Raw genomic sequence first — 25,605 nt, 5'->3', positions numbered from 1 at the left:
TCGGATCTTGTCGGGATCCTGAATGAGGCCAAAAGGAGTGTGATCGTGGCCGCCGAAGAGATCAGCACCCGCTTTGACGAAGCCGAAATCGACAGGATTTTCGCGAAAGTCGACCAAGGCCGGTTGCCAGGCGCGGCCGTTGGCATCGCGATCGACGGCGTGCCCGTCTATGCCAAGGGCTTCGGCCTTGCGAACATGGAGTTGCCGATCCTCCTGACGCCGCACACCCGGATGCGGGTCGGATCGACCACCAAGCATTTCGCCTGCCTTGCCTACCTGCTTCTCTGCGAAGAGGGGCTGGCGGGGATCGACGACGAGATCGGCCGCTATGTCGATGGCCTGAAGCCGGCTGTTGCCTGCGCGAAAATCCCTTCGTTGATGAGCCATATCAGCGGCATCCGCGATCCATTCTGGCTCACCATGGCGATGCACGGGGTAGATCGCCCCGTCACCGACCGGCAGATCCTCGCCTATTACGAGACGATCGACGATGTCGATTTCGAGCCGGGAACGCGGTGGAGCTATAATAACGGCGGTTATGTCTTGCTCAGCGCCGCCATCGAAAAGATCAGCGGGCAGCCGCTGGAGCAAGTGCTGCGCGAGCGTATATTCATGCCCGCCGGGATGCACGACACGATGCTGCGGCGATGGGACAGCGACTTCGTGCCGAACAGCGCGGCGTTGCATTTCCGGGACGCGCGCGGTGTTTTCTCCAAGACGCATATGAGCATGGAACTGAGCGGCGCGGGCGGCATGGTCTCAACGATGGCCGACATGCTGGTTTGGCTGAAACATATGGATGCGCCGGTCATCGGCAATCAGGAGAGTTGGCGGCGCATGCGGGAGCCGCAGCTTCTCGCAAGCGGATGGTCGACCCGTTATGGCTTCGGCCTTTTCTGCGACAGCTATCGGGGCATCGACGTGGTCCACCATGCGGGCGACGTGATGAGCGGCAATTCGCAGATGATAAAGGTTCCAAGCGCAAAGCTCGACATCAGCATCGGGGTCAACCGGTCGGATGTGAGCGCCAGCGTGCTGGCATTCCAGATTATCGATGCCATGGTCAATGGCTTGGCGCCGGTGGCGGAAAAGGCAGAATATGAAAAGCGAACGGGCGCCTTCGTGTCGAAGCGCGACGGGCGCGTCGTCACCCTGGGGGACAAGGAAGGCAACCATCTGCTGACGGTCGACGGCGGTGCCGCCATTCCGGTGACGCCCGACGAGACAGGCGTGTTGCAGCTTCCCGCCCCGGCGGCGTTCCTCCAGCGCTCGGTCCGCGTCGACGGTGACGCGATCGTGCTGACCGATTTTGACGACGAGGATCGTCTGGACGAGATTGCGGTCGATGATGGCGCAATGCTTGGGAACCGGGTCGGCAGCTATCGTTCGGACAATTTCGACCTGACCGTGATCCTGACCGAGGACGGGAACGGAGCCGGCGCAACGTTGCAGGGGCGCCATGGCTGGGCAGATTATAAGCTGACGCCCATTGCCGCCGATATTTGGCGGATCGAGCAGACCCGCTTTTCGCCCATCTGCGGTATCATGACTCTCGATTTCGATGGGAATGGGCTTCGTCTCGACTTCGGGCCGGTGCGCCATATTCGCCTCGCCCGGACGGCTTGACCGCATGGGGCGGACGGGCCTCTGTGGGCTGGATTGGCCCCGTTGGTCTGATATACCGCTGCCTTTGGCTGGGGTCGATTGCGATCGAAGCAGATCCGGCATGATCGCGCCGCCCGCTATCCGGCGGTGCTGGAGCGCCCGATGAGCGCGCCCAACCAGGCCTTGATCGATCAGTTCGAGTTGCCTCATACTGGCGAGGGAAGTCCTTTCCAGATCAGCGTGGCGCGGGTCACGGGGCTGTCGTCCGATATCGCAGATGTGCCCGTATTTTTCGTGATGGACGCCGATTTTGAATTCGCGGTGGCTGCGGAGATTGTCCGGCTGGCTTCCATGGGCGGCACGAGGCCGGGAGCGATTGTGGTTGGCATCGGCTATGGCACGACCGATTTCTCGACCTTCTCGCGATTGCGCACATCTGACCTCACCCCTGCGATAAGGGCGGAAAATATCCAGTCGCTGGTCGGTCTGACCGCATTGATCGGTGAGCGATATGGCGGCGCCGAAGCGCTGCTGACGTTCCTGATCGAAACCCTCGTCCCCGAAATCGCACATCGCTATCCTGATGCCTCCACATCGAACCGCGCCCTGTTCGGCCATTCGCTTGGCGGTCTGTTCACCGCCTATGCGCTGCTCAGCCGGCCGGACGCCTTCCCTTCTTCCCTGCAAGCCCTTCGCTATGGTGGAACGGATTTGCGCTGTTCGATGAGCTGTCCGCTTTTGCGGCCAGGCTCGACGCCGCCGAACGCAAGCCGCGCCTGTTCATATCTGTCGGTGGCGACGAGCAGGTGCTTCCAACCCAGGTGCCGCGCTGGACGACCTGGCGCGCGATGGGCTTCCCGCAGATACGAGCGTCGTGCTCGTTCACATGCTCAATCCTTGGGGAGCGGCGTGGCGACGTCGGCATACGCATGAAAATATCGATCTCAACCGCAGCTTCGTCGACCGGGCGGTCCTGCTGCCGCCCAATGTGGAGCATGCCGCGCTGATACGCGATGGGTTCCTCGACTGTCTGCGGGCGCCGACGCCCGACAAGGCATTGGAGGCCGTGGCCCGGTTCAGACGGAAACATGGCGACGATGCCCATGCGCAGGCGGTGTTTCAGGGCCAATATGATAGCGCCACAGGATTGGGTTATGGCGGCAGCACGGCGAGCTGGTCGCATGACGTGTTACGGCAGGTGGTCGAAGACATGCTCGAGCCGGCCAGCCTTGTCGCATTGATCGATCTGCACACGGGCCTGGGGCCTTTCGGGGTAGGCACATTGATCTGCACCGAGACGCCCGGTTCTCCGGAGATTTCCGCGTTGCGGGCGTGGTATGACGAACCGTTCGTCGCGCTGCTCGAAGACCGGAAAGGGTTGCCCTACGAGCTGCAGGGCGATCTCGCGCAGGGGGTCCGGCAAATGCTTCCCGCTGCCCGGCTTCTCCCGATCAGTCTGGAATTCGGTACCTATGATGCCGATCGCTTTACCGAACTGATGATAAAAGACGCTTGGGCGGAGGCGCAGGGCAATCCCGACGACCCTGCGGTCGAGGCGATACGGTGCGATCTGATGCACTTTTTCTATCCGCAGTCATCTCTGTGGCGAGACATGATCGCGCGGCGCGCGAGAGTGGTTGCGAAGATGGCGCTGGCGGGCCTGACGGCGCTTTGATCTGTGCGCCCGCGCGCCTCGCCGCTGAGACGGGAGGGGCGGCCGGGATCGATGATGCCTCTTAAGGCCGCTTAATTAAGCTTGGCGCGTCAGAACCCGGCCAGAACGACGCGTGCCTCCAACCTGCTGACCGTTGACGACGACCATCTCGATCCCGTCGGCAGCGTTAGTCGGCTCTGCATAGGTTGCGCGATCCCCGATGCGGTCGGCGTCGAACAGAACCAGGTCGGCAAACGCACCGGCACGAATGGTTCCGCGGTCGACAAGCCCATATTCCTGGGCAGGCAACTGGGTCATGCGGCGAACGATGTCTTCCAGAGGGAACAGGCCACGCTCCCGGCAGAAATAGCCCAGAACGCGCGGGAACGTGCCCCACAGGCGAGGATGCGGCATCTTGTCGTGGGGAAGTCCGTCGGAGCCGATCATGCATTTGGGATGGCTGATGATCCGGTCCAGATCCTCCTCGCTCATCATATGGTAGATGGCGCCGCCCGGCTTCAGCCGCTCGATCGTCGCTTCTTCACTGATGCCCCATTCCGTGGCGATGTCGATGACGGTGCGCCCGGCAAGGTCCGGATATGGCGTCGACCATGTGATCTGGGTGGAGCTGGATTTGGCAGCCAGATCGTGCAGGAGGGAGGACGATCCCGCGATGTAAGGATAGGCATCGAGAGCGACCGATTGCTCTTCGGCGGCCGCATTGATCCGCGCCAGCGTGTCGACGCTCCGGCCGAAGTTGCGGTGGCCCATGCATTTATGGTGCGAAATGATAAGCGGGACGTCGGCGCTGCGGGCAGTGGTGAAGGATTCATCGAGCGCGTCCATGATCGCGTCGGCTTCGTCCCGCATATGCGTCGTGTAGACGCCGCCATAGGCGGATACGACTTCGAGCAGGGCGACGACTTCATGGGCCGTGCTGCCGCGGGCGACCGGATAGAAAAGCCCACTACTCATGCCTATCGCGCCCGACCGCATGCACTCGTCGAGCAGGCGTTTCATCGCGTCGATCTCCGCCTCGGTGGCGGGCTGGGTGATGTCGTCCATCACGGCGACCCGCAGCGTCGAATGCCCGACGAGCGGAGCCGCATTGACGGCGGGCGAGGCGGAACGCACGGCGTCGAGATAGGCGGCGAACGTGGAAAATATGAAGGGACCGGACGTGCCGGAGACGAGCAGGTCGAGGGGAGGGGGCACCGTATCGCGCACCAGCGGCGCGAGGCTGATGCCGCAATTTCCAGTGATGATAGTGGTGATGCCCTGCGACACGCTCGGCGCCATTTCCGGCCCGACCAGCAATGCATTGTCCTGATGGGTATGAACGTCGATGAAACCGGGCGACAGAATTCGGCCGCTGGCATCGACACGGCGGACAGCAGCACGGTGGCGCAGATCGCCGACCATGCCGATCCGATCGCCGCTGACGGCGACATCCGCGACATAGGATGGCTCGCCCGTGCCGTCGACGACGGTGGCCTGATCGAAAATGAGATCGAATGGCCCGTCGTGCAGATCGTTGTTCATCGTAGTTCCTTGAAAATATTTGGAAGGCTGGCGCAATCGGCGGCGTCCTAGCCCTCAAGAAGCACGTAACTTTCTTTGGCCAGCTTCCAGCCCTGGTCCGAGAGGAGCCAAGCGGCATGATAGATTCCGGCCCTGGCGGATTGCCCGCGCCACAGTCCGCGCCACCGCCCCAGTTCGGCAGATCGCTTGCCATCGGAGCCGAGAATGATGCTGTCCGGCGTGCGGTCGAAGGTGATGAAGCCGGGATCGGTGAAGTAATTGCGATAGACGTCCAGAATGCTGGGCTTGTCGAAGCAGTGGGTCGAAAAGCTCGGCATGACGGCATAGTCGTCCTGAAGAAGAGCAGCGATTGCCGGCAAATCCTTGCTGACGAGGGCGTCGTTGAACGCCGACCTCGCCTGCCGGATCATCGCTTCATTCTGTATCGACATATCAGTCATGCCGGGATGGCCGGTGATATGGGTGCCGCCCCGCTCCGCAATCGAGCGGGCCTATTTTCTCCCCCTTGTCGCATCGGACGAAGCCCTCAGTCCCTGTCTTTGCCATGGGGAGCAACGCTGCCGTAACGGGGCGCCGGGATGGTAACCATCCGCATTTCGGTCATCGCCTCGATCGTGTGACGGCCACCGAGCCGTCCGATCCCGCTTTTCGTGCCCGAAGCGCCGCCCAGCGGCATGTGCGTTTCCCATGTCACTGTATGCGCGTTGATGTTGATGATGCCAGCCGACAGCTCGGTCGACATTGCCAGCGCCCGTTCCATATCCCGCGAAAAAATCGACATGGTGAGGCCGTATTCGGTATCATTCGCGACCCGCAGAAGCTCGTCGTCGCCGTCCAGCGCGATCACGGGAACCACTGGCCCGAATGTCTCTTCCCGCGCGACCCGCATGTCAGGGGTGACGTCGGCCAGCACCGTCGGCGCGTAAAAGAAATCGCTACCGAGGTCCGGCAATAGATGCCCGCCGGTGAGGCACCGCGCACCTGCCGCGATCGCTTCATCGACATGCTCACGAGTCTTATCCACGACCGCAGCATTGTTGAGCGGCCCCATGGTGGTTCCCTGGTGCAGAGGGTCGCCCGGCTTGTGCGACCGTGCGATCTCGGCAATCTTTTCGGCCAGTTCCTCAGCAATCGCGGCATCGGCGAGAACGCGGCCGGTGGCGGCGCATATCTGTCCCGAGTTCATGAAGGCACCCACCGCCGCGGCCTGCGCCGCAAGATCGAGATCCGCGTCGCGCCGGACGATCACGGGGCCGTTGCCGCCCAGTTCCAGCAGCATCGGCTTGCCGGCGCCGCGCTCCGCGACGCTCCGACCCGTCCTGGTCGAACCGGTGAAGCCGATGCCCTGCACGTCTTCATGGCCGACGATTTCATCGCCCACGACTGCGCCCTGTCCGAGCACCAGGTTGATCAATCCGTCCGGCAGGCCGACGCTGGCGATGACGCGCATGAGCGCGGCCGCGACCAGCGAGGTGGTGGGCGCAGGCACCCACACCACGGTGTTGCCAGTCGCGATCGCGGGTGCGAGATATTCGCCCGGGATCATGACGGGATAATTCCACGGCGTAATCACCGCATAGACACCGCGTGGATGACGCTGCGTCAGGAACTGGCGGTCGGGGGTCTGGCCGGTCTGCACTTCCCCGGTCATGTAGCGCGCCAATTCAGCGCTCATGTGGAAACCGTGGGCCGTCGCCGTCACTTCGGCGGTGGCTTCTGCCAAAGTCTTGCCCTGTTCCATCGACAGGATCCGGGCGAGGTCATCGGTCGCGGCCGCAATTGCGTCGCTGATCGACGCGCACAGCGTAGCCCGGTCCCATGTCGAAAGGCGCGCCCAGGCGCGCTGCGCGGCCTTTGCCTGCACCACCGCCCTGCGCGCTGTTTCCCGCGTGCTGAGTGGCAGGCGGGCAAGTTCGCCGCCGGTGGCTGGATTGATCGCTGCGAAGGTTTCGGCCTCGTCGTTTTCCCATCGTCCGCCGATGTAATTTCCCAGACCCTGTGCAAGCTCGGGCAAGTCCGTCCGGGGGGCGCGCAGGTCTGTTGTCATGAGTGTGTCCCTAATTTGCTCACTTATTGAAGAGCGAGCTTTGCTTCGGTTTTCGTCTGTGCCCACCGCATCGCTGCCTTTGCCGGCAAGACAAATGCAGAGCTGAGCCGACCCTCTCTCAGCCGCGCAAGCATCCCCCATCTAGCGCGACGCTCAAGCGACGGGGCGCGGCTCGCGAAGCCGAACGAAAATCTCGTTATTTTTGTATGACCCATCCCAAAATCGTCCAATGGCATAAGGGGAAGCTCAAGGTTGCTCTTTAAGCAACGCTTGCAGCGGCAATATTCCCCATGTCTTGCAGGGGGTGCCGCAAGTGGACGCGCGGGGGGCGCCGGCTCCCGCGCGCGTCTTGGTTATGCCGGCCTGGCTACGCGGTCATATGATGCAGGGCGCGTCAGCGCCTCCGGCCCTTTATGCGAGAGCGGAGGCGGTTGACAGCCATTCCGCTGTCGAAGTGATGGTGGCATAGCCGAACGCCAGCGCGGCCATGCTTGCGGCATGGACCTGCGCAGCCGGCACCAACGTCCCTTCAAACTCCAGATCCCTCGTCGCGCAGGCGTCATGGACAATGGTGACAGTGTATCCCAGATCGGAAGCGGCGCGCGAAATCGCCTCGACGCACATATGGCTCATGGCGCCCACGACCACCAGCGCGTCGATATTGTGCGCATCGAGGACTTGCTTCAGCCGCGTGTCCCTGAAGCTGTTCGCATAATGCTTCACCACAACCTCTTCGCCCGCGACCGGAGTCACGCCGGCGATGATCTCGTCCGCCGGGTTGTTGGGAACGTAGAGAGGGGTATCGGGGAGCAGTTCGTGGCGGACATGGATGACCGGGTCTTTCTGATCGCGGGCTGCGCCAATCACACGAGCGGCGTTGGCCACGGCTTCGTCAATGCCGGTCAGCGGCAACTGGCCCGAAGGCAGGTAGAAATTCTGGAGATCGACAGACACGATGGCGCGCTGGCCCATGAACTATTCCTTTCGAAATGGTGGAAAGATGGATTGGATAGCGCTGGAAGAATGATGCTGATACCGGCGTGAACGACATTCGGAGGGGTGATACCGACAATGGCCGATAAACCGCCGGTGGAGATCGGCATCCTTCTCTATCCCGGTGCACAGGCCGCATCGGTTCTGGGAATTACCGACTTTCTGACATTCGCTGACCGTCGGGCCAGAACGGAGGGCGGATCGGACGAGCCGGCGTTGTGCATCAGCCATTGGCAACATGGGGAGCGGGGGCCGGAAAGGGTGTTCGACAGCGCTCCGGGGTGCGGTGACGCGGAGCCGACCGTATTGCTGCTTCCGCCAGCTCTTGACGGGCCGGTAACAGCGGAAACATCGGCACCCTTCATCGACTTTCTGCGCGATCACCACGCGGCGGGAGTCGTGCTTGGCTCCGTGTGCGCAGGCGCGTTCCTGCTCGCTGAAACAGGGCTGCTGGCAGGGCGTTGGGCGACAACGCACTGGGACGCTGCAGAGCCTTTTCGCCAGCGCTTCCCGGACGTGAAACTCGACACCGACCGTCTGCTCATCGACGAGAGCGATATATTGACCGCAGGCGGGGTGATGGCTTGGACCGACCTGTGCCTGCGCCTGATCGACCGTTTTCTTGGGTCCGCGGTGATGCTGGACACTGCGCGTTCCTTCCTGTGCGACCCACCGGGCCGCGAGCAACGCTATTACAGCAATTTCTCGCCCAGGCTCGACCATGGCGACATGGCCGTGCTGAAGGTCCAGCACTGGCTACAGGCGACCGGAGCGACCGATGCCCGGCTGGCGCGGCTGGCCGAGATAAGCGGGCTGGAGGAACGGACGTTGCTGCGCCGGTTCCTTAAGGCGACGGGCCTGACGAGCACCGACTATTGCCAGCGCCTGCGTGTGGCGAACGCTCAGGAACTGCTGCGATCGAGCGTGCTGCCGATTGACCGTATCGCGTGGGATGTGGGCTATGCCGACACGTCTTCGTTCCGAAAGCTGTTCGTGCGCATCGTCGGCCTTACTCCCGGAGAGTATCGACTGCGCTTCCGGGGACGATAAACATCGTCGCGGACCGGAGGACCGTCCGATCGCGCAAGGCATCGACCAACCTGCGATGCCTTGCGCGTGGAAGGCGGCTTTACTTCTTCAAGCCGTAGCGCGCGGCAGGCTCGGCGTTGAACATCGATTGCAGGAGCGTTCCGCTCGCGCTGTCATAGGCTTCGAGGAGAGACAGGTCCGCCAGCGACGGCGCGATGACGGGCTCGCCCTGCTCCAGACCCGACATCACCGAGTCAACGCAATCTTCGGTCGTCATGACGATAGCGTCCGGCAGCGGGTCCAGCTCGGCGCCGCCCGCCACGTCCCATCCTTCGGAAACCACGGCGCCAGGCAGGATCAGCCGCACATTCACACCAGTGCCTTCGACCTCGTTCTGAAGATATTTCGTCAGGAGATACACATAGGCCTTGGTCGACGCATAAACAGGAATGCCGATGCCAGGGAAGGGCGCGAAACCCGCGCCGGAGCCGATGTTGATGAGCGTGCCCGCACCCCGCTCGGTAAAGCGCACGAGAGCGGCCTTCGACAAGGTCGTCAAAGCCGTGACGTTGAGGGCGATCATGTTGGCGATGACATCATCCGGCGTTTCGGCCAGCGTCTTGATCGTGGAATAGCCGGCATTGTTCACCAGGAACGAAACCGAAGGATCGGCCGAAATGCGCTTCGAGACGGAGCCGACGCCCGCAGGATCGGAGAGGTCGGCGACCAGAACTTCAGCGCGAACCGAAAACCGGCTTTCCAGATCAGCCGCGATAGCGCGAAGCCGGTCTTCCCGCCGCGCGACGAGCAAGAGATCATAGCCACGCGAGGCAAGACGATCGGCGAAAAGCTTGCCGATACCCGAAGAAGCCCCGGTTACGATCGCTGTACCAAGATTCCCAGACAAATCGATTTCCTTTAGCACATGGAGGAATGATGAACGGGCAAGCGCCCAATTCTTACCCGCTGCAATATGCGTCCGGTCCAACGGGGACCATGACCAATACCCTCATGGACAAGGTGACATATATATTCACCCGCCCACATGGCACCAGGTTCACCTTGCCAGATGTGGTCGGTCTAACTCTGTGTGAATATTAGGGCCAATCGACATTCAGCCCTGACGGCCTGCAAATGGCGATTTTCCGTGCTTCCGGTGCTCACGTACTTTTAGTACGCTGCGTTGAAGCGAGGCACGTGACTCGCTTCAAGGGTCACGAAAAACCACCATTTTCGGCACGTCATCATCTGAATGTCGATTGGCCCTAGAATTCCCATTCCGCTCTCCTGCAATCAGCCTGTTCAATCTGCGCTCACGCGGGCCCCGCGGCTTGAGCGAGATTGCGATGTTTCGGCTGCATCAAACCGTCCTAGCCGCCACGCCCAAAAGTCCCCAAGGTACAACCGCGCGCATGCCAATCGCGCCTCTTTCGCGCACCGCTTGGCTTCCAGGAGTTACCGTGAGCTACATCGTCGACCGTCATAATCTCGACTTTCTGCTGTTTGACATGTTCGATTTGGAGAAGGCGCATGCGTCCGGCCCCTTCGAAGGGCAGGACAGGGAGTTGATTTCACAGCTTCTGGATACGGCGCAGCGCATTGCTGAAGCCGAATATCTGCCTACGGCCGCCACGCTTGACGCCGTTCCACCGACCTTCGAGAATGGCGAAGCGGTCATGCCGGCCTATGTCGGCCGTGCGCTGAATGCCTATAGCGAGGCAGGTCTTTCGGCGCAGAGCTTTCCCGAGGAAGTCGGAGGGCTGGGCATGTCGCATACGGTCAGCATGACCGTCAACGGCATGTTCAGTGCCGCCAATGTCGCGATCGCCAATTACTTCCTGCTGACCGCGGCGGCGGCACGTCTCTTGCTGGCATTCGGCACGGAGGAGCAGAAGTCCCGCTACGCGTCACATATGATCGCGGGGCGCTGGATGGGTACGATGTGCCTGTCCGAACCGCAGGCGGGCTCGTCGCTGTCCGACATCACGACGCGGGCCGATCCCGTGGGCGACGGCTCCTATCATCTGCGCGGCACCAAGATATGGATCTCCGGCGGCGGCCACCGCATGAGCGAGAATATCGTTCATCTCGTTCTTGCCCGGCTTCCCGACGCGCCCGCCGGCGTCAAGGGCATCTCCTTGTTCCTCGTCCCGCAAAAGCGCCTCGACGAAGCAGGCCGGCCGGGGGAAGACAATAATGTGACGCTGGTCGGTCTGGCGCACAAGATGGGGCAGCGCGGAACGACCAACTGCCAGCTCAATTTCGGTGAGGACGGTGCTTCGGTCGGCTATCTGATCGGCAAGCCCAACCAGGGGCTGCACGCGATGTTCCACATGATGAACGAAGCGCGCATCGGTGTCGGGCATATCGCGACAATGTCGGGACTGATGGGCTATCTCTACTCGCTCGAATATGCGAACGAACGCCTTCAGGGCCGCCGCATCGGCCAGAAGAATCCCGGCTCGCCCCAGATTCCGCTGATCGAGCATGTCGATATCCGGCGCATGCTGCTGGCGCAAAAGGCGGCGGTCGAAGGCGCGCTGGCGCTGTGCACCTATTGCGCGCTGCTGGTCGACGAGCAAAATGGCGGGGGCGAGGTGGATCAAGCTGACGTCGCCCTGCTGCTTGAAGTGTTGACGCCGATCGTCAAGTCATGGCCGTCGGAACATTGCCTTGAGGCAAACAAATGGGCGATGCAAATATTGGGTGGCGCGGGATATACCAGCGATCATCCGGTAGAGCGCCTCTATCGCGACAATCGGCTCAACCATATCTACGAAGGCACGTTCGGCATTCAGGGCATCGACCTTCTGGGACGGAAAGTCCGTCTGGGGGAGGGGCGCGGCCTTGCCCTCCTGATCGAGCGCATCAAGGCCACGATCAGCGAAGCAGCGCACATCCCCGCGCTGTCCGGCCATGCGGCCAAGCTGACAGAAGCTCTCGTCTGGGTCACCGACGCCACCGCCGCGGCCCTGGCGGAGCCCGAAATGGAGCGCAGCCTTGCCAACGCGACGCTCTATCTCGATGCGACCGGGACGGTCGTCATCGGCTGGATGTGGCTGTGGCAGGCAATGGTCGCCGTTCGCATGGAAGAAGGCGGTGCCACCAACAGGGCTTTTTATGAGGCCAAGCGCGCCACCTGCGACTATTTCTTCCGCTACCAACTGCCGCACGCGCAGATCGACCTGGGGCTGGTGAATGCATTGGACGTCACCTGCCTCACCACGACGCCGGAGCAGATCCGCGCGGTCTAGGGATACAAGGCTCGGTTAGGCATGCGAGATAATCAAGAGGAGGATGGCTTGGGAAGCCGGAATACAGGAACGCCTGATCTGCTGTCGACGCTGGACCAAGGCATTTTGACGCTGACGCTCAACCGGCCGGAAGCGCGCAATGCCATGAGCGATCCGATGCTGGAAGCTATGGACCGCGAACTCGCATTTGCCGAAGGCAGTAACGAAGTGCGGTGCGTGGTTCTTCAGGGAAGTGGCCGTGCCTTCTGCGCCGGTGGCGACGTCAAGGCTATGGGAGAGAACCCTATAACGCCGTCCAAACTAGACGATCGCGTCGAGTATCAATGCGCCATTCAGCGCGCGACGTCGGGCAGGCTGGTCGCGATGGCCAAGCCCACCATGGCCATCATCCACGGCCCGGCTGCGGGTGCGGGTCTCGCGCTGGCGCTGGCTTGCGACCTCAGGGTCATGGCCCGCCCGGCTTTCCTGCTCACGGCGTTCGCGAGCGTCGCTTTGTCGGGGGATTTCGGCATCGGATATCTGCTCACCCGGCTCGTCGGGACGGCGCGGGCCAGAGAGATGATGTTCCTGCCCGAACGTATATCGAGCGACCGGGCGCTGGACATGGGGCTGACGAACTGGGTGTATGAAGCCGAAGACCTGCCCAAGCAGGCGGCCGTAATCGCCCGGCGCCTTGCGTCCGCTCCGCCCCAGGCGCTCGGCTATATGAAGGAGCATCTGAACAGGGCGCTGTCCTCCGAATTTGGCCCCTATATGGATCGTGAAGTGCGCTGCCATATCGATTGTTCGCAAACGGCGGACCATCTTGAGGGAGTCAGGGCTTTCGCGGAGAAGCGCGCGCCCCTTTTCAGCGGGCATTAGAGTGGCCGGGCATTCCACCAGTCATCCCAGGCCGCTTCCCCGGTCCCTTTTGCCCGATGGCATCCGGTCCCGTATCGTCGACGGGGTCGGCAACCTCGATATGCATATTCTCGAAGCCGGATTTGAAGAGAAGAATCGGCCCGCCATTCTTCTTCTGTATGGCTTTCCCGAACTGGCGTGGTGCTGGCGCAGGCTGATGCCGCTTCTGGCGGCGGCTGGTTATCATGTGATCGCACCCGACCAGCGGGGTGTTGGCCGCACCACTCCTCAGCCAGACGCTTATCACACGGATCTGGAGCCTTATGCCACAGGCAATCTGGCGAAGGATATCTTCAACCTCGTCGAAGCACTCGGTCTTTCTTCGATCGAGATGCTGATCGGCCATGATGCGGGTTCGATTGTCGCGGGCTTCTGCGCGCTCGCGCGGCCGGACATGATCCGCCGCCTCGTGCTTTCAGCATCGCCTTTCGGGGGCGCCCCCCCTAAAGGAGCCGCGCCGGCCGCGCCTTTCCTCGACCATCCGGTCCATGAGGAACTTGCGCGACTGCCGCAGCCGCGCAAACATTACCAAGCCTATTATTCAGGCCCAGACGCGAACAACGACATGTGGCATCCGCCACAAGGGATTCACCAGTTTCTGCGCGGCTACTATCATCAGAAAAGCGCCGACTGGGACGGGAACAGGCCGTTCCCGCTCAAGAGCTGGCCCGGCGCAGACCTTGCCCGATTGCCGCATTATTATTGCATGCCGGCACAAAGCGGAATGGCGGAGGTCGCCGCTGCCGTCATGCCCGACGCCAGGCAGGTGGCGGCGTGCACATGGCTGAGCGATGCCGATCTGGCGGTCGCCGCCGCCGAATTTGCCCGCACCGGGTTTCAGCCCGCGCTCAACTGGTATCGCAGCGCTCTGGCAGAAGGCATGACCAGCCGGGATATGTCGCCGTTTCACGGCCAGCGCCTCACCATGCCGGTGGCCTTCGTTGCCGGTAAGGTTGACTGGGGCCCATATCAGGCGCCGGGGTTGATGGAAATCATGCGGGACGGGCTGGCGGCGGACTCGGTTTCCATTCACTTTATCGACGGGGCCGGTCACTGGGTGCAGCAGGAACAACCGGAACGCTTTGCGGAGATCGTGCTTGCTCTCGCCAAGCTGTCATGATCCCGCCGAATTTCACGCGGTTGAAGGCGCTGTGCCGTAAATCGCGACCAGAGGGTTGCGAAGGCTGGTCATTGCCCCATGGCGTGCGGATGGCATGATTGGGACAGCGGTTCGCGCTGATAATCGGCCCGGTTCCAGGCGAGTCCATCGGTTCCTGTCCTGCTATACATGGATGGAGCCGTGCGCGCGATCGGGCGGAATGCGAAAAAAGCGGAGAGGCACAGAATGACAAAGCTCTTGAATGACCACCGGATCGATCCACGGATCAAAGCTATATTTGGCGAGTATGGGGCGCCGACTGCGCCCGACTTGCTCACGCGCGAAGAGGTGATCGCGTTCATGCACACTCCGGAGGCGCAGGAAGCTGTGGCAGCAGATGCCGACTTCTTCGCGGCGGCCGTGTGCGAAGAGTCCGCTCCATCCGCCGGCCTTGTCTACGAAACCAAGACGTTCATTTCGCAGCCGGACGGGAATGAAATCAAAATCCAGTATATCCGCCCCGAAGGCACGGACGTCCTGCCCTGTGTCTATTATATGCATGGCGGCGGTATGGCGTATCTGTCGGCCTTCGATCCCAACTACCGCGGATGGGGCAGCATCATCGCGGCGCAGGGCGTGGCGGTCGCGATGGTCGATTTCCGCAACAGCCTGCTTCCCTCGTCCGCTCCGGAAGTGGCTCCCTTTCCCGCCGGCCTGAACGACTGCGTCGCGGGCGTGAAATGGGTCCATGCGCATGCCGAGGAATTGAAGATCGATCCTGCCAGGATCACTCTCGCCGGCGAAAGCGGCGGCGGCAATCTCTCCCTGGCGACCGCGCTGAAGCTCAATCGCGATGGCGACATCGGCCTTATAAACGGCGTTTATTCGCTTTGCCCGTTTATCGCCGGTCAGTGGCCGCATCCCGACCATCCGTCATCCCACAATAATGAGGGCATCTTCATCAGCATCGGGAACAACCGTCTTACCTTGGCCTATGGTATCGAGGCGTTCGAGCGTCACGATCCGCTGGCATGGCCCATCTTCGCGTCCGAAGCCGATCTCAAGGGCTTGCCGCAAACGGTCATCAGCGTGAACGAATGCGATCCCCTTCATGACGAAGGCGTCGCTTTCTATCGCAAGCTGCTGGCGGCCGGGGTACCCGCGCGGTGTCGTTCCCTGATCGGGACGGTGCATGCGGTCGAGATTTTGCCGAGATGCGCGCCGGACATTAGCGCCAACACAGCCAACGACATCGCCTATCTTGCAAGGACGGGAAAGTGACGGGAAATCTTCTCGCCGCCGATGTCGATGGCCCGCTTCTCGATGGAATAGCTAAAGGAGATTGAAATGGCTGACGGTTCTTGGTCGCCGGCACCTTCATTAAGGAGCCAAGTAAGCGAGGCGGAGTGGCAGATGCGCGTCGATCTCGCCGCGCTCTACCGGCTTGTGGCTCTGCATGGCTGGGACGATATGGTCTATACCCATATATCGGCACGGCTGCCCGGGCCGGACCATCATTTCCTCATCAATCCCTACGGCATCTTCTTCGAGGAAATGACGGCGTCGTCGCTCGTGAAGGTCGATATGGACGGCCATGTCGTCCAGGATACGCCCTACAAGGTCAATGCGGCGGGCTTCACCATTCACTCCGCGATCCATGGCGCGCGCGAGGATGTGAAGTTCGTGATGCACCTGCATACCGACCAGGGCATTGCCGTGTCGGCGCAGCAGGAAGGGTTGCTGCCGCTCAGCCAGACTGCGCTGGCCGTGCTCCCCGAACTTGCCTATCACGACTATGAAGGCATCGCGCTCGATTGGGACGAGCGCGAGCGGCTGGTCGCCGACCTTGGCAACAACGCAGCGATGCTACTGCGCAATCACGGCACGTTGGCCGTTGGCCTGGACGCTGGCGATTGCTGGCGCACCATGTTCATCCTGGAACGGGCCTGCAAGATTCAGGTCATGGCGCTGACAGCGGGGCGCGACAAGGTGCTGATCGCACCCGAAAAGGCGCAGGAGACGGTGGCCCGTCAGATGGCTGCGCGCGGCCCGCTTCGACTGGAGGGCGGTCAATCCGCTTATGAGTTGATCTGGCCCGGTTGCCTGCGTCGCCTCCATCGCGAACTGCCGGGCTTCGATGCCTGACCGAATAAATGCGCAGTGGCGTCATCGCGCCATTGCGCATCCCGTCTCATATAAGAAAGTCTGACAATGTCCGACCCCAAGGAAACCGAAGGCGCCACCACCCATTTCACGCAAATGGCCGATTCCACCAAAGAGGACTGGGCGATCATCGATAGCCATTACAAGCCCTTCCACGCGGGACTGTCCAACCGGATCCTGACGCATCTGAAGCTGCTGGACGGTGATTTCGGCGGCTATCCCGTGGATCGGCTGGAACATAGCGTCCAGACCGCCACGCGCGCCTATCGGGCGGGAATGGACGAGGAATATGTCGTGTGCGCTCTGCTGCACGACATTGGCGACACGCTGGGTTCAGGCAATCATGCGGATCTCGCCGCGGCGATCCTGAAGCCCTATGTCTCGGAAAAGAACCACTGGATGGTGGAAAAGCACGCCATCTTCCAGGGCTATTATTTCTTCCATCATATCGGTGAAGACCAGCATATGCGGGACAAGTTCAGGGGGCACCCGCACTTTGAGTATACGGCGGATTTCTGTCACCTTTACGATCAGTCCGCCTTTGATGCCAATTACGACACCATGCCGCTCGAAGCGTTCGAACCGATGGTCCACCGGCTCTTCTCGACGATGCGATATTCGTTCTACAAAAGCCCGACCGCAGAATAATCGGCCGATAGCAGACAGACATGATCGAAACGCGTTGCGTCAGCCTGAATGGCCTTGAATTCACCGTCGACATTGCGGGTCACGGCAATGAGCAGACCGTTCTGCTGCTACATGGCTTCCCGGAATCGCGCTATATGTGGCATCCTCAGGTAGAGGCTCTGTCGGCTGCGGGATTTCGCGTCATAGCGCCCGACCAGCGGGGCTATTCCACGGGCGCGCGCCCCGCCGAGCAGGATTCCTATCGCGTGGAACTCATCGTCCAGGATGCGGCGGACCTCATGCGGTCGCTGGGCATTGCTGACTTCCATCTGGTCGGACATGATTGGGGCGGGCAGATCGCGTGGTTGCTCGCGTCTGTTCATCCGGACAGGATTCGCACCCTGAGCATATTGTCGCGGCCCCATCCGGCGGCTTTCGCGCGGGCGATGGCGGAAGACCCGGAGCAGCCGGAGCGATCCCGCCATCACCGGTTCCTGAAGGATCCGGATGCCTATGCCCGGATGCGCATTGACGGGCTTCGTCCCTTGCGGGAGGCTTTGGAAACCCAGCATGTGCCGCCAGAGATCGCGGCGGTGCATATCGCCAAGCTTGCCGAGCCGGGCGGCGTGGAAGGCGCCATCAACTGGTATCGCGCCAGCGGCTTCACGGGCGCGGAGACGCCCCCCATCGACCTGCCGACCCTCTACATCTGGGGCACCGAAGACGCGACGGTCGGGCGATATGCGGCGGAACTGACGTCCGACTATGTCACCGGACCGTTCCGGTTCGTGACCGTTGAAGGGGCGGGACATTTCATCGTCGATCAATGCCCCGACATCGTGTCGAATCTGCTGCTCGAACATATAAGGCAGGGCGCGGATAGTCCTGCCTAGCAGGTCTGTCCGCACCAGCGCGCGCTCCGGTCTAGTTGTCACACAGGCGTCGTTGCAGCCGGTAGGCTGTCGGCGACATGCCGAGCCAGTCGAAGCAGGCGCGCCAGAGACTGCGGCGATCCGAAAAACCCAGATCGAACGCGATGTCGTCCAGATTGGCGTCGGTCGCCAGCAGGGTGCAGAGCTTCCGCATCCGGACTTCCCGGGAAAGTTCACGGAAACTCGTTCCTTCCTGCGTGAGCCGGCGCTGCAAGGTCGCTGCGCTCATCCCGAGCTTGCGGGCCGCGACACGCTGATTGGGAATTTCCTCCTGCATCAGCACGCGCAATTCATCGACGATCGAACTGGACGCATCCGAACTCACCGAGCGCGGCGATCTCTGCGCGATTTCCATGAAGACGGACGATTCGTGGAAGGAGAAGCTCTTGTAGCGACGCACGCCGAGCGGCAGGTCGAGAATTTCCTTGGGATAGACCATGGAGACGCCGGTTCCGTGCCTCCAACAACTGGTCGCAAGTCCGGTCAAAAGCGACTCGTCGCGATCGCCCAACAGGCTCGACAGCCTCGTGCGGACGGGTTCGATCCATTGGCCCGTGCCCCAGACCAGAACGCAATGAAACACCATCGCGATCAGCTCGACATAGATTTCGCCCCGTTCGGACAGATCATTCATCGCGTAGGTAATGTTAAGGCCGTCGGAGCCATAGCCGACCGATACCGTCATGCCGGAGGGAATGACCTGAACGAACTCGCAGAAGCGCTTCAGTCCTTCGCTCACCGAATCCATGTGGTTCACCGCGGTGAAGATCACGGTCCAACTGCCCTTCGGTAGTGGCCGGGGGGTGCACCCGTGTCCCTCATCGTCATATTTGTAAATTCCATCGACGCACAGGTTCCAGAAATCCACACGGGAAATGCTTGCGGGCAATTGGCCCAGCGCATCGCACAGCCCGGCTCCCGCCATCAGCGCGCGCGCCCGTTCCACGCCGAAAAATGTTTCGACATAATGTCTGGAAAGTTGTTCGGCGCCGAAATTACGGGCTGCGGTTGAAAACAGGACCGACCGGCTATCCTGCATCGCGCTGGGCCATGTCTGAGAGCCGAACATCGACGGATAGCCGCTTGAATCCTGAACTCGGCAGAGGTTCGCTTTCATATCCAGCCTCTCTGTTGGCGGCTCGTCGTTGCGAAGCCAGTCCTTGAAATAATTTGTACTATAGGACAAAAACTGGTTCAAGGCAATGCCTGCCACCCATGCCTTAGTAGAGGACAGTCCTGAATTGCCCGTGACCCGACGCCTTTCCACCATCCCGGGTACGCGCGTGAGGACACGTGGGCCAAAGCGAGCGCCTGCTCAGGCGAGGTCAGTCGAAACCCGCAAACGGATCATCGAAGGGGCGATCCTCGTTTTGGCGGATCGCGGGATTGCGGGCATGACGCACCGGGAGATCGCTCGCACCGCAGGCGTTTCCCTGGCGTCGACAACTTACCATTTCGCCAGCAAGTTCGACATCCTGGCCGCTGCTTCACAGGAAATGCTGGATGAAGATACGCTGCTTCTTCCCCGCGATGACGCTGCCGGGCCGAGCGGGAAGGGAGGGGCGGGGTGCCCCCGATCCTGGCTTGTGGAATTCCTGATCAAAGTGGGCAGAGAGCAACGTGTGCGAAGCGCCTGCTGGACCGAAATCATGCTGGATGCGCCACGCCACCCAGAATCTCTTGCGCTGGCCCGCCGTTGGTTCGCTGCCGCAGCAAAAGTCTGGAGCGAATGGGCCTTTTCATCAGGCGGTGACGACAACGAGCTGGCTGCGCGATCCTATGGTGACATAACGGTCGGACTTCTTCTTTTCGTGTTGGTTCTTCGTCCTACCGAGGACGATCTGAGGGCGGTGTTCGATGGCGGCGAAGACCCCCTTGACAGGTGGGGACATGGCGAGAAGGCCCCCGCCGCCAGGCCTGCGCGGCTGAGCGGCAAGTCGGCGGTGACGCGGGAGGCGATCCTGACGGCGACCCTGGATGAACTGGTTTCGAAGGGGCAGACGGCGATCGGCCTCAAGGCCATGGCCAGCAAGGCGGGGCTTTCGCCGTCAGGGGCCTTTTACCACTTTCCCACAACCGCCAGCCTGATCGAAGCCGCCCAGCATCGCCTGTTCGAAAATGCGAAGGATCGCTATCGCATCGTGGCCTCGCTGGAACGCGGGGAAGAAAGCCTTGAAAGGCTGATCGATCGGACGACCGTCATCTTCTTCCGCGAAGCGACGGAATATGCGCTGGAAAGTCTCGCAATCTACCGGGTTTGGCTTGAAGCCAGCCGCCAGCCGTCGCTGCAATCTGCGATCTGGGCCGACATTGCGGACCAGCACAGCGCCTGGCGGCGTCTTTTGACACCGATCTCCTCGTCGCTGCGGCCCCTCGATCCGCTACTGTCTCAGGCGTTGTTCACCGGAAAACTGATCCGGCTGGTGGCCAGCGGTTCGCGGACGGAGGATCTTGCCCATGTGCGCCGGGAGTTTGCCCATGATCTGACCATGATCTCCTCCGGCCGTTTCTGGGTGTAAGAGTCCGTTTGAGAAATCGCGGAAGAGCGATTTCCGAGGCGGCACCAGCCCTCTCCCCCACCCGGCCACCCATAAAATACTGCCGTTGGGTGGCCGGGTGGGGGAGAGGGCTGGTGCCACAATGCGCCAATAGGCGCATTCTCAAACAGGCCCTAAGCCGATTGATCGAAACGCGATTTCCTCCTTGCGGCAAATTGCGACATCGCGGGTGCGATCAACCATCATTCTCCATCGAGCCGAAATCAATACAACACGAATCAGCACAAAAAGACAAAACTGATGGAGGGGTATCATGACGAAAGGCTATTGCGTGCTTGCGTTGCTCTGCGGGGCCGCCGTTGTTCCGGCTGCTCATGCGCAGACGCCCGACGCGCCCGCGCAGGGGCGAAGCGGTCAGGACCAGTTAGAGGACATCGTGGTTACCGCATCCCGCCGAAGCGAGACGATCCTGAAAACGCCTATCGCGGTTTCGGCTTATTCTGGCGACAAGCTGCGTGCCGCTCAGACGGTGGCGCTGACGGATCTTGTCGGTCCCAATCCGAACATCCAGATCGGCAATAGCTACAACTCAGCGAACGTCGCGATCAGAGGCATCGGCAACGGGTCGTCCATCAACGCCGGGTCGGATGCGGGCGTCTCCATCCAGGTAGATGGCGTTTACATGGCCCAGCCCGCGCTCACATTGTCGACGTTCCTGGACGTGGCGCGTGTGGAGGTTCTTCGCGGTCCCCAGGGCACGCTCTTTGGCCGTAACGCCACGGGCGGGGCCGTGAACATCATCCCGAACGAGCCGACCCGTGAATTGCATTACGGCTTCGATGTCACGGCGGGCATTGATCCAGGCCGGATCAACACGTCAGGCTATGTCAGCGGTGCCCTCGATGCATCGGGTAAATGGACCGCCCGCCTGTCCGCCCAGCAGACCTATAACCGTGGCTACACGAAGAACCTGTCGACGCCGGAGACCTACAGCCCCGGCTATTCGAACAATCTTGTCACGTCCAACGCGCCGGGCCGACTGGACGACGCGAACAACCAGTCGGTTCGCGGCCAGATCAAATGGGAACCTTCCGACAGCTTCAACGCCCGGCTGCTGGTCGAATATCAGCGCGATCACTCCAACGGCCCGGCAACCTTCCTCGAAGGCACGCCCGACCCCGACCAGCCCCTTCCCGCAATTCTCGTCGGGCAACCGCTTGGAAGTGTCAGCAAGCGCGAAGTGTACAACAATGAAGCGATGAGGCGGGTCGAGGGCAAGAATGTCAACCTGACGCTGAACTGGGCGCTGGGGAGCGGCGATCTCAAGGCGCTTGGCTCCTATGCGGACACCAAGATCCACAATATTCAGGACGGCGACGGAACCGACGCGCTCCACACCTATTCCGACTTCAACAACAAGACCCATCAATATTATGGAGAACTGCTTTACACGTCCGACGCGTCCAAGCCGTTCACCTATATCATCGGCACCAACTATTTTCATGAAAAGCTGAAGCAGGATATTTCGGTTCCGATCAGCCTGCTGCCCATGCCAGTCGATCTGGGTGCGAAGATCAACACCACTTCCTACGCCTTCTTCGGGCATGCCCAATATGCGCTGACGCCCGAGGCAAAGGTTTTTGCCGGCCTGCGAAACACGCACGACAAGAAGGTCGATCTCGACGATTATAATAGCTACGTCGGTATCCTGCCGAGGCAGAGCACCTCGTCCAGTCAGGTCACTTATGAAGTGGGCGCATCCTATGCCTTCAGCACGAGGCTCGACGCCTATGTGAAATATGCCACTGGCTACAAGGGGGGCGGCTTTTCGGCCGGCGGTCTTGCTCCCGCCTTCGATCCGGAAAAGAACACCAACCTTGAAGCTGGCCTGAAAGGCTGGTTCTTCGATCACGGATTGCAGGCCAACATCGCTGCGTTCCACATGAAGTATGATAATCTTCAGGTGAACCAGATCAATGGCGCGTCGACACAGGTCGTCAACGCCGCGAAGGCAACCATCTACGGCATCGAGGCCGAAACCGTCATCCGGCCGGTTGAAGCCCTGCGGTTCGAGGTGTCGGGCGCCTATCTCCATGCGACCTTCGATCGCTTCCGCACCGGCGATCCGGCTCGCCCCGATCTGGGAACGATTGATCCCGATGGCACGCGCAGGTTCGATCTTGATGGCAACAGCTTGCCCCAGGCGCCTCGTTACAGCTTTAGCGCCGGCGGCTATTACGACGTGCCGCTCTCATCGGGCAAGGTAACGCTGGGTGCCCGTTACGACTGGAAGTCACGGCTGTATTTCAGCGAGTTCAACATCCCGGTCTCGTCGCAGTCAGCGGTGGGCAAGCTCAACCTGTCCCTGAACTATGAAAGCGAAGACCGGCGAATCACGGCGAGCCTGTTTGCGAAGAACATCACCAACAAACAGGTCAAATCGAACGTGATCGTCGTGTCGGCGCTGATCGGATCGCTCGCGCTCAGCCAGTATCAGCCGCCGCGGCAGATCGGCGCGTCGTTCGGATACCACTTCTAGAGAGAAACGACAGCAAACCGATGCCGACCGAACATCCGAGCGTGGCGCAGGCCCGAATAGTCAAAGACCATATAGCAGGCCTGATCGCGCGCTCGGATGACATGGATGATCTTGCGGTCGCGATGCGCTATGTGATGGACAATTACTGTCGGACAGGTGCCGAGCGCGACTTCGGATGCTCCACGACGCTCGTCGATCTCGGCACCTGTTCGGGCGAATGGTTCGTCCCGCCGCAGGCGAAGTCCGGCCACCATATCGTCTACATCCATGGCGGCGGCTGGTTCGCCGGGTCGATAGACACGCACCGCCATCTGATCGATCTTATCGCGCGAAAGACCGGGCGCGCGGTGTTTGCGGTCAACTATCGCCTTGCGCCCGATCATCCGTTTCCGGCGGGTCTTCAGGATGCCGGGCGGGCTTACGCCCATGCGTGCTCCAACGGGCCGGCGGGCCCGCTGGAGGCCGCCACCGTCGCCCTGATGGGCGATAGCGCGGGCGGCAATCTCTCCGCCGCGCTCGTGATCGACCTTTTGTCCCGCAACGCCCGGCTGCCCGATGCGCTGGCCCTCCTGTCGGGCGTCGTCGATTTCCGTCCACCTGACCGGATGCCGCCGGGTTCCGATGATCCGACATGCGAGCCGACGACGCAGACCAGGATCGCTGAGCTGTATCTTCAGGGCGTTACGACAGTGGACGATCCACTGGTTTCGCCTGCCGCAGCCCCTTTGGATGTCCTTGAGAGATTCCCGCCGACCATCATTCAGGCGTCATCCGACGAATATCTGCGGGATCAGGATGTCGCCTTTGCCGCCGCGCTCTGGCGGCTGGCGGTGACGGTTCATCTCAGCATCTGGCCGCACCTGCCGCATGCCTTCCACCTCTTTCCGCAGGAACTGTCGGCAGCGTGTCGCGCAGTGGATGAAATCGCCGCGTTTCTGGGAGATGTCGAGGCGGCTCCGGTCGATAAACTTGCAAGCGTAGGAGCGCAGAATGACTAAATCCTGGCCGGCCATGACGCTGAAGGAGGCAGAAGCGCAACTCTGCGTTCCGGGTTCGCGCTTCGAAATCCGCACGGCCATCATCAACGGCCGCGAATTGCGGACATGGGCGAGCCTGCCTGCCAACGTCGCTGAACTGGCAAAGCAGGTGCGGGCCAGACATGGCGAGCGGGAATTCCTGGTCCTCAACGACGAGCGCGTCACTTATGATGGCTGGTTCCGCGCCGTTGCGACGCTGGCGGACCATCTCGTCCGTGAGGGCGTCAAGCCGGGGGATCGCGTCGCCATCGCGATGCGCAACCTTCCCGAATGGCCGGTGGTGCTGTTCGCGGCGACGGTTTGCGGTGCGATCGCCGTGCCGCTCAACGCGTGGTGGACGGGAGAGGAACTGGGCTATGCGCTCGAACAGTCCGGCTCCACCGTCCTCATCTGCGATGACGAACGCTTTGAACGCGTGACAAGCGGCGGTTCGGCGCTTGCGGATCGCCTGAAAATGATCGTCTCTCGTTCGTCCCGTCCCGGCATCGTCTCGCTTGAATCCATCATCGGCGCGGTCGCGGACTATGGTCTGCTGCCTGAACTGCCGCTGCCGGACGTGAAGATGAACCCCGACGATCCGCTGACGATCTTCTACACCAGCGGGACGACGGGTCGGCCGAAAGGCGCACTGGGCACCCACCGCAACATGCTTTCGGGCCTGGTGGCGATCGATTTCATCGCCCAGCGCGGCGCGTTGCGCCGGGGCGAGCCGGCCAGCGAGCCTACGCCATCGGTCACATTGATGACGATCCCGTTGTTCCACGTGACCGGCTGTGCCGCGCTGTTGATGTCAGCCTTCGCATGCGGCGGCAAGGTCGTGCTCATGCACAAATGGAACGCGGTCGAAGCGATGGCGCTCATCGAGCGTGAGCGGATCACATCGGCGGGCGGCGTTCCGACCATCGCGTGGCAGTTGATCGATTCTCCTGAGAGGAGCCGGTTCGATCTCAGTTCGCTCAATTATGTCCCCTATGGCGGTGCACCGGCAGCGCCGGATCTGCCTTTCCTGATCGAACGGGAACTGTCGGCCGTGCCCTATAATGGCTGGGGCATGACAGAAACGTCCGGCACGATTACCGGGCATAGTGCGGAAGACTATCTGAACCGGCCCGACAGTTGCGGACCGCCGCTTCCAGTCGACGACCTGCGCGTCGTCAACGAGGCGGGCGAGGCACTGCCCATTGGCGAGATCGGGGAATTATGCGTTCGGGGACCGCAGATCGTGATGGGATATTGGCAGAATCCCGAGGCCACCGAAGCGACCTTCGGTGATGGCTGGCTGCATACGGGCGATCTGGCCCGGCTGGACGAGGAAGGCTTTTGCACGATCGTCGGCCGCAGCAAGGACGTCATCATCCGCGGTGGCGAGAATATCTACGCCGTCGAGGTCGAAAACGCCCTGTTCAGCCATCCCGCCGTCACGGATGCGGCGGTGGTCGCTCTGCCGCATGACAGGCTGGGCGAAGAACCCGGCGCGATGTGCCTGATCGCGGAAGGCCATGAAGTCAGCGAGGATGAGCTGAAGCTCTGGCTGCGCGAACGGCTGGCCGCATTCAAAATCCCGGTGGTGATCCGCTTCCACGCCGAGCCGTTGCCGCGCAACGCCAATGGCAAGGTCATGAAAAATGAAGTGCGCACGCTGCTTCTCTCCGATGCGATGCAGGACTGACATCGCGGTACGACACG

Annotated in this window: 21 protein-coding genes; 15 read left to right on the top strand and 6 right to left on the bottom strand. The window is 61.6% G+C overall.

All coding sequences use genetic code 11. The annotated features are described in order from the left end of the window. Positions 1-45: 45 nt before the first annotated feature. From HUK72_RS20480 to HUK72_RS20470, 3 genes are all read left to right on the top strand, one after another. Entirely contained in the window at positions 46-1,626 is a 1,581-nt protein-coding gene (locus tag HUK72_RS20480) for a serine hydrolase domain-containing protein (protein WP_176598444.1), read from the top strand. 141 nt (positions 1,627-1,767) lie between these two features. Beyond that, positions 1,768-2,538: an alpha/beta hydrolase gene (locus tag HUK72_RS20475; RefSeq protein ID WP_218036190.1), complete on the top strand. Its 771-nt coding sequence runs from the start codon at positions 1,768-1,770 to the stop codon at positions 2,536-2,538. Next, a complete protein-coding gene (locus tag HUK72_RS20470; RefSeq protein WP_336952991.1) occupies positions 2,480-3,280 on the top strand; it encodes a DUF2817 domain-containing protein in 801 nt (266 codons plus the stop codon). The genes HUK72_RS20475 and HUK72_RS20470 overlap by 59 nt, the downstream gene beginning before the upstream one ends. A gap of 75 nt (positions 3,281-3,355) precedes the next feature. On the opposite strand, the gene HUK72_RS20465 is transcribed toward HUK72_RS20470, so the two are convergent. The 4 genes from HUK72_RS20465 to HUK72_RS20450 form a co-directional block, all read right to left on the bottom strand. Beyond that, a complete protein-coding gene (locus tag HUK72_RS20465; RefSeq protein WP_176598441.1) occupies positions 3,356-4,801 on the bottom strand; it encodes an amidohydrolase family protein in 1,446 nt (481 codons plus the stop codon). 47 nt (positions 4,802-4,848) lie between these two features. Continuing rightward, on the bottom strand, positions 4,849-5,241 hold the full coding sequence (locus HUK72_RS20460) for a nuclear transport factor 2 family protein (protein ID WP_176598440.1): 393 nt from the start codon (positions 5,239-5,241) through the stop codon (positions 4,849-4,851). 86 nt (positions 5,242-5,327) lie between these two features. Next, entirely contained in the window at positions 5,328-6,848 is a 1,521-nt protein-coding gene (locus tag HUK72_RS20455) for an aldehyde dehydrogenase (protein ID WP_176598439.1), read from the bottom strand. 411 nt (positions 6,849-7,259) lie between these two features. After that, positions 7,260-7,820: a cysteine hydrolase family protein gene (locus HUK72_RS20450; RefSeq protein WP_176598438.1), complete on the bottom strand. Its 561-nt coding sequence runs from the start codon at positions 7,818-7,820 to the stop codon at positions 7,260-7,262. Between the two features lie 99 nt (positions 7,821-7,919). Between HUK72_RS20450 and HUK72_RS20445 the strand changes: the two genes are divergently transcribed. Then, complete coding sequence (locus HUK72_RS20445; protein WP_176598437.1) at positions 7,920-8,891, top strand: GlxA family transcriptional regulator; 972 nt, start codon at positions 7,920-7,922, stop codon at positions 8,889-8,891. Positions 8,892-8,970: 79 nt separating this feature from the next. Here HUK72_RS20445 and HUK72_RS20440 read toward each other — a convergent pair whose 3' ends face one another. Beyond that, positions 8,971-9,777 (bottom strand): SDR family oxidoreductase, encoded by an 807-nt coding sequence (locus HUK72_RS20440; RefSeq protein ID WP_176598436.1) that lies wholly within the window; start codon positions 9,775-9,777, stop codon positions 8,971-8,973. 553 nt (positions 9,778-10,330) lie between these two features. On the opposite strand from HUK72_RS20440, the gene HUK72_RS20435 reads away from it, so the two are divergent. The 7 genes from HUK72_RS20435 (at position 10,331) to HUK72_RS20405 (ending at position 17,806) form a co-directional block, all read left to right on the top strand. Next, positions 10,331-12,124 carry an acyl-CoA dehydrogenase gene (locus HUK72_RS20435; protein ID WP_176598435.1) on the top strand — a complete coding sequence of 598 codons (1,794 nt, stop codon included), beginning with the start codon at positions 10,331-10,333 and terminating at the stop codon, positions 12,122-12,124. Positions 12,125-12,172: 48 nt separating this feature from the next. Further along, positions 12,173-12,985, top strand: coding sequence for an enoyl-CoA hydratase-related protein (locus HUK72_RS20430; RefSeq protein WP_255325886.1), 813 nt, complete (start codon positions 12,173-12,175; stop codon positions 12,983-12,985). Between the two features lie 49 nt (positions 12,986-13,034). After that, positions 13,035-14,144, top strand: a complete 1,110-nt coding sequence (locus tag HUK72_RS20425; RefSeq protein ID WP_218036189.1) for an alpha/beta hydrolase — start codon at positions 13,035-13,037, stop codon at positions 14,142-14,144. 225 nt (positions 14,145-14,369) lie between these two features. Next, positions 14,370-15,404: an alpha/beta hydrolase gene (locus HUK72_RS20420; RefSeq protein WP_176598432.1), complete on the top strand. Its 1,035-nt coding sequence runs from the start codon at positions 14,370-14,372 to the stop codon at positions 15,402-15,404. A 66-nt stretch (positions 15,405-15,470) separates the two neighbouring features. Next, complete coding sequence (locus HUK72_RS20415) at positions 15,471-16,268, top strand: class II aldolase/adducin family protein (RefSeq protein WP_176598431.1); 798 nt, start codon at positions 15,471-15,473, stop codon at positions 16,266-16,268. A gap of 66 nt (positions 16,269-16,334) precedes the next feature. Continuing rightward, the gene (locus HUK72_RS20410; protein WP_176598430.1) at positions 16,335-16,934 is read left to right on the top strand and encodes an HD domain-containing protein; all 600 of its coding nucleotides are present in this window, start codon (positions 16,335-16,337) and stop codon (positions 16,932-16,934) included. A gap of 20 nt (positions 16,935-16,954) precedes the next feature. Further along, positions 16,955-17,806 (top strand): alpha/beta fold hydrolase, encoded by an 852-nt coding sequence (locus HUK72_RS20405; RefSeq protein ID WP_176598429.1) that lies wholly within the window; start codon positions 16,955-16,957, stop codon positions 17,804-17,806. Positions 17,807-17,837: 31 nt separating this feature from the next. On the opposite strand, the gene HUK72_RS20400 is transcribed toward HUK72_RS20405, so the two are convergent. Then, positions 17,838-18,962, bottom strand: coding sequence for a helix-turn-helix domain-containing protein (locus HUK72_RS20400; protein ID WP_218036188.1), 1,125 nt, complete (start codon positions 18,960-18,962; stop codon positions 17,838-17,840). 85 nt (positions 18,963-19,047) lie between these two features. Here HUK72_RS20400 and HUK72_RS20395 point away from each other — a divergent pair, with 85 nt between their 5' ends. From HUK72_RS20395 to HUK72_RS20380, 4 genes are all read left to right on the top strand, one after another. Continuing rightward, entirely contained in the window at positions 19,048-20,364 is a 1,317-nt protein-coding gene (locus tag HUK72_RS20395; RefSeq protein ID WP_255325885.1) for a TetR family transcriptional regulator, read from the top strand. A 292-nt stretch (positions 20,365-20,656) separates the two neighbouring features. After that, positions 20,657-22,882: a TonB-dependent receptor gene (locus HUK72_RS20390; protein ID WP_176598426.1), complete on the top strand. Its 2,226-nt coding sequence runs from the start codon at positions 20,657-20,659 to the stop codon at positions 22,880-22,882. A 101-nt stretch (positions 22,883-22,983) separates the two neighbouring features. Next, positions 22,984-23,880, top strand: coding sequence for an alpha/beta hydrolase (locus HUK72_RS20385; protein ID WP_176598425.1), 897 nt, complete (start codon positions 22,984-22,986; stop codon positions 23,878-23,880). Further along, positions 23,873-25,588 (top strand): class I adenylate-forming enzyme family protein, encoded by a 1,716-nt coding sequence (locus tag HUK72_RS20380; protein WP_176598424.1) that lies wholly within the window; start codon positions 23,873-23,875, stop codon positions 25,586-25,588. Before HUK72_RS20385 ends, HUK72_RS20380 begins: the two co-directional genes overlap by 8 nt. The last annotated feature ends 17 nt before the right edge of the window (positions 25,589-25,605 follow it).

Origin of the sequence: Sphingobium sp. 15-1, from assembly GCF_013375535.1 — a bacterium.
Lineage (GTDB): Bacteria > Pseudomonadota > Alphaproteobacteria > Sphingomonadales > Sphingomonadaceae > Sphingobium > Sphingobium aromaticivastans.
Note: the sequence above shows the minus strand (reverse complement) of the source record. Positions and strands in the feature narration are given on the sequence as shown.

Coding starts and splice junctions, on each gene's coding strand:
- HUK72_RS20420 (WP_176598432.1), top strand. CDS start 14,370: ATGACAAAGCTCTTGAATGACCACCGGATCGATCCACGGATCAAAGCT.
- HUK72_RS20450 (WP_176598438.1), bottom strand. CDS start 7,820: ATGGGCCAGCGCGCCATCGTGTCTGTCGATCTCCAGAATTTCTACCTG.
- HUK72_RS20410 (WP_176598430.1), top strand. CDS start 16,335: ATGTCCGACCCCAAGGAAACCGAAGGCGCCACCACCCATTTCACGCAA.
- HUK72_RS20415 (WP_176598431.1), top strand. CDS start 15,471: ATGGCTGACGGTTCTTGGTCGCCGGCACCTTCATTAAGGAGCCAAGTA.
- HUK72_RS20380 (WP_176598424.1), top strand. CDS start 23,873: ATGACTAAATCCTGGCCGGCCATGACGCTGAAGGAGGCAGAAGCGCAA.
- HUK72_RS20390 (WP_176598426.1), top strand. CDS start 20,657: ATGACGAAAGGCTATTGCGTGCTTGCGTTGCTCTGCGGGGCCGCCGTT.
- HUK72_RS20475 (WP_218036190.1), top strand. CDS start 1,768: ATGAGCGCGCCCAACCAGGCCTTGATCGATCAGTTCGAGTTGCCTCAT.
- HUK72_RS20400 (WP_218036188.1), bottom strand. CDS start 18,962: ATGAAAGCGAACCTCTGCCGAGTTCAGGATTCAAGCGGCTATCCGTCG.
- HUK72_RS20385 (WP_176598425.1), top strand. CDS start 22,984: ATGGATGATCTTGCGGTCGCGATGCGCTATGTGATGGACAATTACTGT.
- HUK72_RS20395 (WP_255325885.1), top strand. CDS start 19,048: ATGCCTGCCACCCATGCCTTAGTAGAGGACAGTCCTGAATTGCCCGTG.
- HUK72_RS20460 (WP_176598440.1), bottom strand. CDS start 5,241: ATGACTGATATGTCGATACAGAATGAAGCGATGATCCGGCAGGCGAGG.
- HUK72_RS20465 (WP_176598441.1), bottom strand. CDS start 4,801: ATGAACAACGATCTGCACGACGGGCCATTCGATCTCATTTTCGATCAG.
- HUK72_RS20455 (WP_176598439.1), bottom strand. CDS start 6,848: ATGACAACAGACCTGCGCGCCCCCCGGACGGACTTGCCCGAGCTTGCA.
- HUK72_RS20405 (WP_176598429.1), top strand. CDS start 16,955: ATGATCGAAACGCGTTGCGTCAGCCTGAATGGCCTTGAATTCACCGTC.
- HUK72_RS20445 (WP_176598437.1), top strand. CDS start 7,920: ATGGCCGATAAACCGCCGGTGGAGATCGGCATCCTTCTCTATCCCGGT.